The 7660-nt window shown below is 31.8% G+C and carries 9 protein-coding genes; 1 reads left to right on the top strand and 8 read right to left on the bottom strand.

Annotated features, from left to right (window positions below; translation table 11 throughout):
• Positions 1–72: 72 nt before the first annotated feature.
• From AB0A59_RS15930 to AB0A59_RS15905, 6 genes are all read right to left on the bottom strand, one after another.
• Positions 73–612, bottom strand: a complete 540-nt coding sequence (locus AB0A59_RS15930; RefSeq protein WP_458745366.1) for an OsmC family protein — start codon at positions 610–612, stop codon at positions 73–75.
• A gap of 197 nt (positions 613–809) precedes the next feature.
• Complete coding sequence (locus AB0A59_RS15925; RefSeq protein WP_458745364.1) at positions 810–1121, bottom strand: DUF1264 domain-containing protein; 312 nt, start codon at positions 1119–1121, stop codon at positions 810–812.
• Between the two features lie 120 nt (positions 1122–1241).
• Entirely contained in the window at positions 1242–1514 is a 273-nt protein-coding gene (locus tag AB0A59_RS15920) for a hypothetical protein (protein ID WP_458745362.1), read from the bottom strand.
• 176 nt (positions 1515–1690) lie between these two features.
• The gene (locus tag AB0A59_RS15915) at positions 1691–2182 is read right to left on the bottom strand and encodes an Hsp20/alpha crystallin family protein (protein ID WP_458745360.1); all 492 of its coding nucleotides are present in this window, start codon (positions 2180–2182) and stop codon (positions 1691–1693) included.
• 179 nt (positions 2183–2361) lie between these two features.
• The gene (locus AB0A59_RS15910) at positions 2362–2931 is read right to left on the bottom strand and encodes a hypothetical protein (RefSeq protein WP_458745358.1); all 570 of its coding nucleotides are present in this window, start codon (positions 2929–2931) and stop codon (positions 2362–2364) included.
• A gap of 114 nt (positions 2932–3045) precedes the next feature.
• On the bottom strand, positions 3046–3813 hold the full coding sequence (locus tag AB0A59_RS15905) for a cupredoxin domain-containing protein (RefSeq protein ID WP_458745357.1): 768 nt from the start codon (positions 3811–3813) through the stop codon (positions 3046–3048).
• Between the two features lie 1030 nt (positions 3814–4843).
• Between AB0A59_RS15905 and AB0A59_RS15900 the strand changes: the two genes are divergently transcribed.
• Positions 4844–5905: a site-2 protease family protein gene (locus AB0A59_RS15900; protein ID WP_458745355.1), complete on the top strand. Its 1062-nt coding sequence runs from the start codon at positions 4844–4846 to the stop codon at positions 5903–5905.
• Positions 5906–6005: 100 nt separating this feature from the next.
• Here the strand turns inward: AB0A59_RS15900 and AB0A59_RS15895 are convergent, their stop codons facing one another.
• Positions 6006–6959 carry a YncE family protein gene (locus AB0A59_RS15895; RefSeq protein ID WP_458745353.1) on the bottom strand — a complete coding sequence of 318 codons (954 nt, stop codon included), beginning with the start codon at positions 6957–6959 and terminating at the stop codon, positions 6006–6008.
• Entirely contained in the window at positions 6949–7404 is a 456-nt protein-coding gene (locus AB0A59_RS15890) for a hypothetical protein (protein WP_458745352.1), read from the bottom strand. The genes AB0A59_RS15895 and AB0A59_RS15890 overlap by 11 nt, the downstream gene beginning before the upstream one ends.
• Positions 7405–7660 lie beyond the last annotated feature (256 nt).

The raw sequence follows: 7660 nt of genomic DNA, 5'->3' as shown, positions 1-7660 counted from the left end.
TTTTAAGAAAGAAATTTCCAGTTATCTACGATTTTTATTGCCTAAAATTAATTCTGGATTTCTGTAACTTTGCTATTTTAATTTTGCACTTACTTTGATTATATGACTCATACTGTAAATAGCGGGACATCTCTCCTCAGCCATAGCAATGAGTTGTTGAAGTTTTTGCTTATCCATTGTATTTTTTTCTTCCATGTGTGCATCAATTTCGAAATTTATCCCTTCTGTAATAGGTTCATCAGAGATATCAAATGTTTTGGCAAAATTAATGTTACATTCTGCATTTATTCGTAGTTTATTAAGTTTGATTCCATGACTTGATAGAATACTTACGAATGTGGTTATAAAACAAGACGTTATTCCTGCTACACAATAGCCCATAGGGCCTAGTCTGTTACCACTACCTCCCAAGAATGAAGGTGAATCTATTTCAATTACTTCCTTGCCCTTCTCATATGCTAATTCTGTTTTGAATTGATATCCTTTTTGAATATCAAAATTCCATTCTCCTTCCAATTTGACTGACTTCTTCAAAAACTGTCTATCTTTTTGCCCACTTTCTGTTGTTTTTCGGATTTTGTCAAGGTCAATACTGTTTATTATATGTGACATCTCAAATATTATATCCCTACAACTATTAAATGATGTATGCCAAAATAATAATCCCTTTGTTACATGACAATATGTCTCATGGTTACTCATAAAATATAATATTGTTAAGGTAACAGGAAATTAAATACGGTAAGTGATGCAGTAAATTAAAAAAAAAGACTAATTGATTAAGCAAATCAAGTGTTTTTTAAAAATAATTAGTAATTTAGAGTTTGGTTAAAGCTATCTACATGTTTTTCTGTTTGGTTGTTTACTGACTGATTCACCATGAAAGGATGCTGAACCTGTTCTATTTGTGGAGGAAATACAGGTAGTGAGTCCATTGGATTCCAATTGAGTATGACTTTTCCATAAGATTCAGATAATTTTGTTAGCCACTGCTTTTGTTGTTGGTCATTTAACAATGGGAATTTGGGGTTTGCTCTATCTGGTGAAAATTCCTCTTTATGATAATGCCAGTTTGGCTTTTCTCTATCTGATAATACGTGATATGTTTTTGAGTCAATCATAACTTGCTATAGATCAAATACATCTTTCATTGTCTCTGATCTGTAACTTAGAGCTTAACTTTGCAAAGCCGATCAAAATAATTAATTGCTGATAATTTGTTTAGTTCGACATATATTGACTCAGCGATACTTATTCAAACCACCCTTTGCTACAATTTCAAAGGTAATCAAAACCTTCTCCAATCTTGTATTCTTACCGATACATTCTTGATTTATCTGGTTCATTAATTCAAACCCCTTATGCTCTGTAATATATTTATTTTTTATTTTGCCGTATGATATACCACCTAACTCAATCAGATAAAACAAATAATATTTTAATAGGAATCTGGATATTTTTTTTTCTAAAAAAGGTTCAATTTGGCTTAAAGTAGCCCCAGTAGCACATATCATAAGTAGAGGTTCAACAATATCACATCTAAGATCTCTCTTTATTTTGTATTTTGTAAGATGTATTTTTATCTACTCCTTTGTAAATCCGCTAAGTAAGTAATGATACGGGATAAAATACTTCATTTCTTTTTGATGATGGCATATTGCTTTATAGACCCATAATATTCACAAAACTCTTATTCTATCTCTATTTTCGTTGCCTCATTTGAAACAACTGTAGGAACTTTCTTTGGTAAGTCAATCTCTAAGATTCCGTTATTAAGTTTTGCAGTGATTTTTGATTGAACAACTTCCTCTGGTAATGAAATAGTGCGATATACCGATCTAAAAGATCTTTCATTGTAAATGTAGTTATTGTCTTTTTGCTCCATCTTTTCAGATTGCTTTGCGCTTACTTCGATTGAATTTTTAGCAGCCTTAATATCGATATTCTTTTTATTAATTCCCGGTAGTTCTAATTGGATTTGGTATTTGTCTCCCTTGTCGATCAGATCACATAATGCTTTTCTGATTGATTTTTCTTCAGAAATTCCGGGAAGGTTAAGGTCAAAATTATAAGGCCATGTAATGTTACTTTCTATTTCATCTCTAAAGTTCTCAAAAATTGTATCCATTCTTCTTGAAATTGTTTCTTTGTTTTTTTTATCAACGTGTAATTTTGTCGACATATTCATAAATTCTTCAGAATGCTTATAAAGTTAAGCATTGTATTACATTGTATAACGAGTACATTATTGAAGAAAACTCATAACACGCGCTATATTAATAGAAATTTGGCATGTATTAATAATCTATGTTTATTTTAATCAGAATAATAAAAGAATATGTGTATTAATATGATACAGACTTATTTTTTTGACTGAAGATTTTTTAAATTTAATATCAAAGAATGATCTTTTAACATAGATTTTTCAGGTTTCATGTTCAAATCTGCAAACAGCATTGTTATTAAGGTACCCATGTACAACGAACATTTTTCACCTAAATTGTGCTGTATCCTTACCTCAACTGTATTTTCAGATTTGATTATCGTGTTTGTAAATTTAGAAGCAGAAAGCCAAAGTTTTATTACATCTATAATAGCATCGATGTCATTCTTACCATGAATAAATGCAATTGCATCTCTCATTCCAGTATAGCAAGTGGTTTTAGCGGCTTTGACTATATCTTCGTTAGAAACATGTTCAAAAATTGTTCGTACAAATGGTTTTTGCAAAAAAACAAATCCAATTTCACTTACAAACTGATCCCACGTAACATATTTTCTTAGCACATGATTTATTATACTTGAAATCGTTTTATCTTCTTGAATTGCTTGAATAGAAATTTTGTCGTATATATCAGAGGGAATACGAATAGCTGTATTAGTTGTTCCGGTACTAGAGGGTTTCTGATTTGAAGTACTTTTTATCATCATTATAGTCCAAGTATGACGTTATTATTCATTGTTATGCATTAGAATAATAAAACAATTCTTAAAAGCAAATACCAGGAACAGTTAGATTTAAAAAAAGGTTTAATGGTTTCATTGTCATGTAACCGTTTTGAACGAAAACTCATCCTTTATCATGAATTCAGGCACTTGAGAATTTATGGAGGAAAGTTCTACTGCAATAATATATTCAGCATTGCCTGAAAGAAAAGGAGCATCCATGTGGTAAGCCCCTGTGCTACTGAAGTCCGGACCATAGGTGGTTGTTTCATCTGCATTGCTTTTTATCAATTCTAAAGGTAGAGATTCACCATCAGTCACAAATGTGTTGGAGAAAACTGTGTCATTTGAATTTTTTATCATTGTAATATTATAGACTAATGGGGTCGCGCTGTCTAATGGTATCGTAAGCGGTTGAAAATCAAGCAATGTTCTAAAATCCTTTGTAAGGTTGAAAACTTGACCTACACCTGAAGACATCTCAAAATAGTGACCCCGTTCATATGAATCACTTACCGATACTATTGCTTGTCTCCATGGACGGATAATACAGTGATAAACATAGTCTCCAGGGTTATCAAATGTATACTGAAAAAATGCATTGGTGGTAGCCGGTAACACTCCGGAGTTGAAAATCGAACCAGCATCAGATGCGTTAGTGACACCGCTTGTTACAGTACAGGGTTGTCCAAAGTCGTTGTTAAACCAGCCTATAGTTGTTCCAACAGGTACATTAATTGATGGAGGATAATAATGGTATGGACTATATTTCTGAGCAGCACCAGGGATTATACTCACCGCATATGTTGTAGGAGTTTTTTGAAGTGTAGCCATGCTTCCCGTTTGAGCATTGGATTCAACTATCACCCAGTTCGTAGTGCACCTGATACAGATGAAATCAAAAGTAATGTCAGTGCAAAGAAAATTATTATACTCTTAGATTTTATATATCGTGTCAACAATATTATTTATTTATTAAAACGAGTTGTATTTATCTGTGTTGTTGATCGCATAGCAAATACTTACATTGCAATACAAGATAGGTATTTGTAAATTTGCTCCTGCCGACTCGAAATATAATTACACCATCACGGTATTCACTAACGCCATTACCAATCGGTTTCAATTATGTAAATATTAGAATTGGATAAAGACTAATCCGACCTCAAATTTAAAAGTGGAATCAGATCTTCTTTCAATAACTTTTATTTGAGATTCTAGTTTAAATCCTTAATCAAAATATTAACTATAATTTCTAGAATAGTAACGCAAAAGAACATTAAGTAAATTTATCGCGATTTCCATCTCTGACGGTAATAAAATCCATGTCCAATCCAGAATAATTAACAATTTTTAGCTCACATACGTATACATTGTTATCTGTGTGATATAGCACTCAGTAATACAATAATCTCAATTTGAAAGAATATCCATTCTTAAAAATATATAACTTGAACACAAATATAGAACAATAAGACAACCAGTCTATCCACATGAATGGTAAATTATGCAAATATAAAAAAACTGTTTGGAACAAAATGAAGAGAATACTTTTTGGAATTGAAAACTTATTTCTGAGTAATGCTAAAAATATATCAAAAAATACGCTACAATCAAAAGTTCCAATATAGCAGCAATGCCATAAAGTCTGTTTGATAATTCCTTCGAATTCGGATCCAAACATATCCGATGACTAGAACAAAGAAAAAAAATGGGCCTTGTAGAGATATATCCTATAATAGCAGGTCAATGAGTTTATAGCATATTATATTAGATTCACACAAATATCATCTATATGTCTTTACAGGTTGCGACAATTAAACAGATTCCAATAAGATTGCACTTTTCTCTTATTTTAGTATTTTTTTTAATTGCATGGACGCTTGCATATAGCTTCATGCCTCAATATACACCTGGAATGAATCAGATAAATTATTGGATAATGAGTTTAACAGGGACTATCATTTTATTCTTATCGGTACTAATTCACGAATTATCACACTCTATAGTAGCAAAATCTTATGGAATAAGGGTTAGACAAATAATGTTGTTTATTTTTGGAGGGGTTTCAGATATTGAAGAAGAGCCTAAAGAGTTTAAAAAGGAGTTTAAAATGGCAATAGCAGGGCCCGCAGTAAGCCTAGTACTTTCGGCTATATTTGCGATATTTTGGTGGATTACATCCATATTAACTACAACGTCATTTGATGATTTTTCTAAAACAGTATTAACTATGACAAATGGAATACTTTTCTATTCGTCTATTCTAAATCTAATTCTAGGAATTTTCAACTTAGTTCCAGCTTTTCCAATGGATGGTGGAAGAATATTAAGATCACTGCTATTTAGCAGAAACAAGAATTACGACAAATCTACACGAATTGCAGTAAGAATTGGTGTAATTATGTCATACGTATTCTTTGGTTTTGGAATATTAACAATACTTTCTGGATCATTTGTTAGTGGACTTTGGATTATTTTGATCGGTTGGTTTTTGCAGAACGGAGCTCAATCATATTTGTATCAGTATGATATAATGAAGATATTATCCAAGGTAAGATTAGAAGAGCTAATGAAAACTAATATTATTTCGGTCCCACAAGATATAACAGTAAATACCATCTTGAGGAACTACTTTAATATTTATATGAAGAGTTCATTTCCAGTAACAAAATTAAACTACGAGATTGTTGGAATAGTCACTCTTAAAAGATGTTTAAATGTTCCCGAAATAGAAAGAGATACCACCATTGTAAGAAATATCATGTCCCCCAAGAGTGAAATAAAGTTGTTAAATGTAAATGATACTGCTGAAAAGGCACTGTCTGTCATGATTAAAGAAAATCAGGACAAGATTTTTGTGTGCAACGACATTGATATAGTAGAAGGGGTTGTCAGTAAAACAGACATAATCGAAGCAATGGATGAAAGAAAATCTTTTTTTCAACAATCAAAATAAGGAATCGAAGCAAAAAACAATCTACTACCCTAGATACATATTATTTCCATTCAATTAACAATTTTTGGTTTTGTAACACCAATATAAAAAAAGAGAAAGTTTATAGAATGCTTTTGGTGCCAACAATGGATATTGTCTTTGTACTTTCGGGCACATAGAAGTCTAAGCTTCTAAAAGTATCTGAAGTATTGCCAGTTGTAACAACCTCTACATTTTCACTATATTCTGATTGCTTTCCGTCTAGTAATATCTTAAAAGGAATATCCTTTGTACCATCTTTTGAATCCAGTAGTGATCTCGGTACATCAAATGCTATATTACCGCCATCAGGTGCGTTGACACTTAAACCCAAAGTGTTACCTGAAAGTGAGAATAAAGAATTTGGATAAATATCTTGACCATGAATCTGTATGAATCCCAAGGCTAGGTATGGTTGAATAAAAGATATTACAGCAATTGAAGATGAAACAGATTCGGGTCCTATAACAAATAGCTTATCACTGGATTTAGTAGAAATATATAGTTTTTGTGTTTCAGAGTCAACGACTATATCCTGTGGTATCATATTTAGGTCAATTGTCGATATATATTCATTGGTTTGTCCATTTATCTTATCGACGTTTTGACTGCTTCCATGAGTAACATATACAACATGGTCTTTTTCATCAATTGCAACTGCTTGACTTGGAGAAGAGATTGGTATTTTATCGATTAATTGATGTCCTATGGTATCAACTACTGATACAAAATAGCTTCCCCTATTGGCAACATACGCCTTGTGATATAAACTATCTATAGCAATATGCCATGGACCAACCCCAGTTTCAATTTCATCTAATACTTGATTAGTTAGCGTAGATATGAAAGTAAGTTTATTTCCCGTAAGACTACCAACTATAAGAGTACTTGTAAGAGGATCGACTTTCAAAGCCATGGGATGATTTGCAACGGGAATTTCTGCAATAATTTCGTCATTTGTTGTATTAATCGCCAGTATTTGATTTGCATCTGCATATGCAGCATATAAAACCTTGTTTTGAGGATTATAGTCCATCGCCCAAACTCCTCTTACAAATTCCGCAGCGGTTAGTACTCTTATCAGCAAGAGGAGTTGGCGTAGAGTAATTTCCTCCAGGTAGTTTAATTATATTAGATACATTTTCTGTCTTTTTATCATATACTTCTATCGTTCCACTTTTGAAGGGTGCAAGGTAAATCTTATCTGGAGTTGAAACGGCATCTATGATGCCTCCTTTAGATGATGAATTAATTACACTTGCTATTTCATCGTTAGTTGTATTAATTATGGATACACCAGATTTACCAAAATTTGAAACATACAATAACCCTTCATCTATTGTCATTCCCATGGGTCTAGACACCGAGATTTCATCAATTATATGATGTGCAAATACGGTATTTGCTGACAAGCCAAAATATATTGCAAAACTCAGAAAAAGTAATCCAAAAAGAACTATAAGTACTTTTTTGTTTAACATGAACCTATTACTATGATGGTATATTAAAGATTATTGCCTTTCTCTATTCTATGGCCATGAATTTAATATTAGATCGAATAATAGATGATAACATAGTTTAACTAATAGGACTTTGTTTGTTTATTAATTTGGACAATTGGATTCATTCCGATGTTCATTAATTTAAAGTAGATAATTCATTGTAACATGCTTATATTTCTTAATTTCTGAAAATATTGCAATTATGCTCGAGGCTATAAGAATATTAATCAAAAAA

The sequence above is a fragment of the Candidatus Nitrosocosmicus sp. T genome (genome assembly GCF_054408485.1).
The sequence above is the reverse complement of the archived record's forward strand: the minus strand, read 5'-3'. Positions and strand labels throughout refer to the sequence as shown.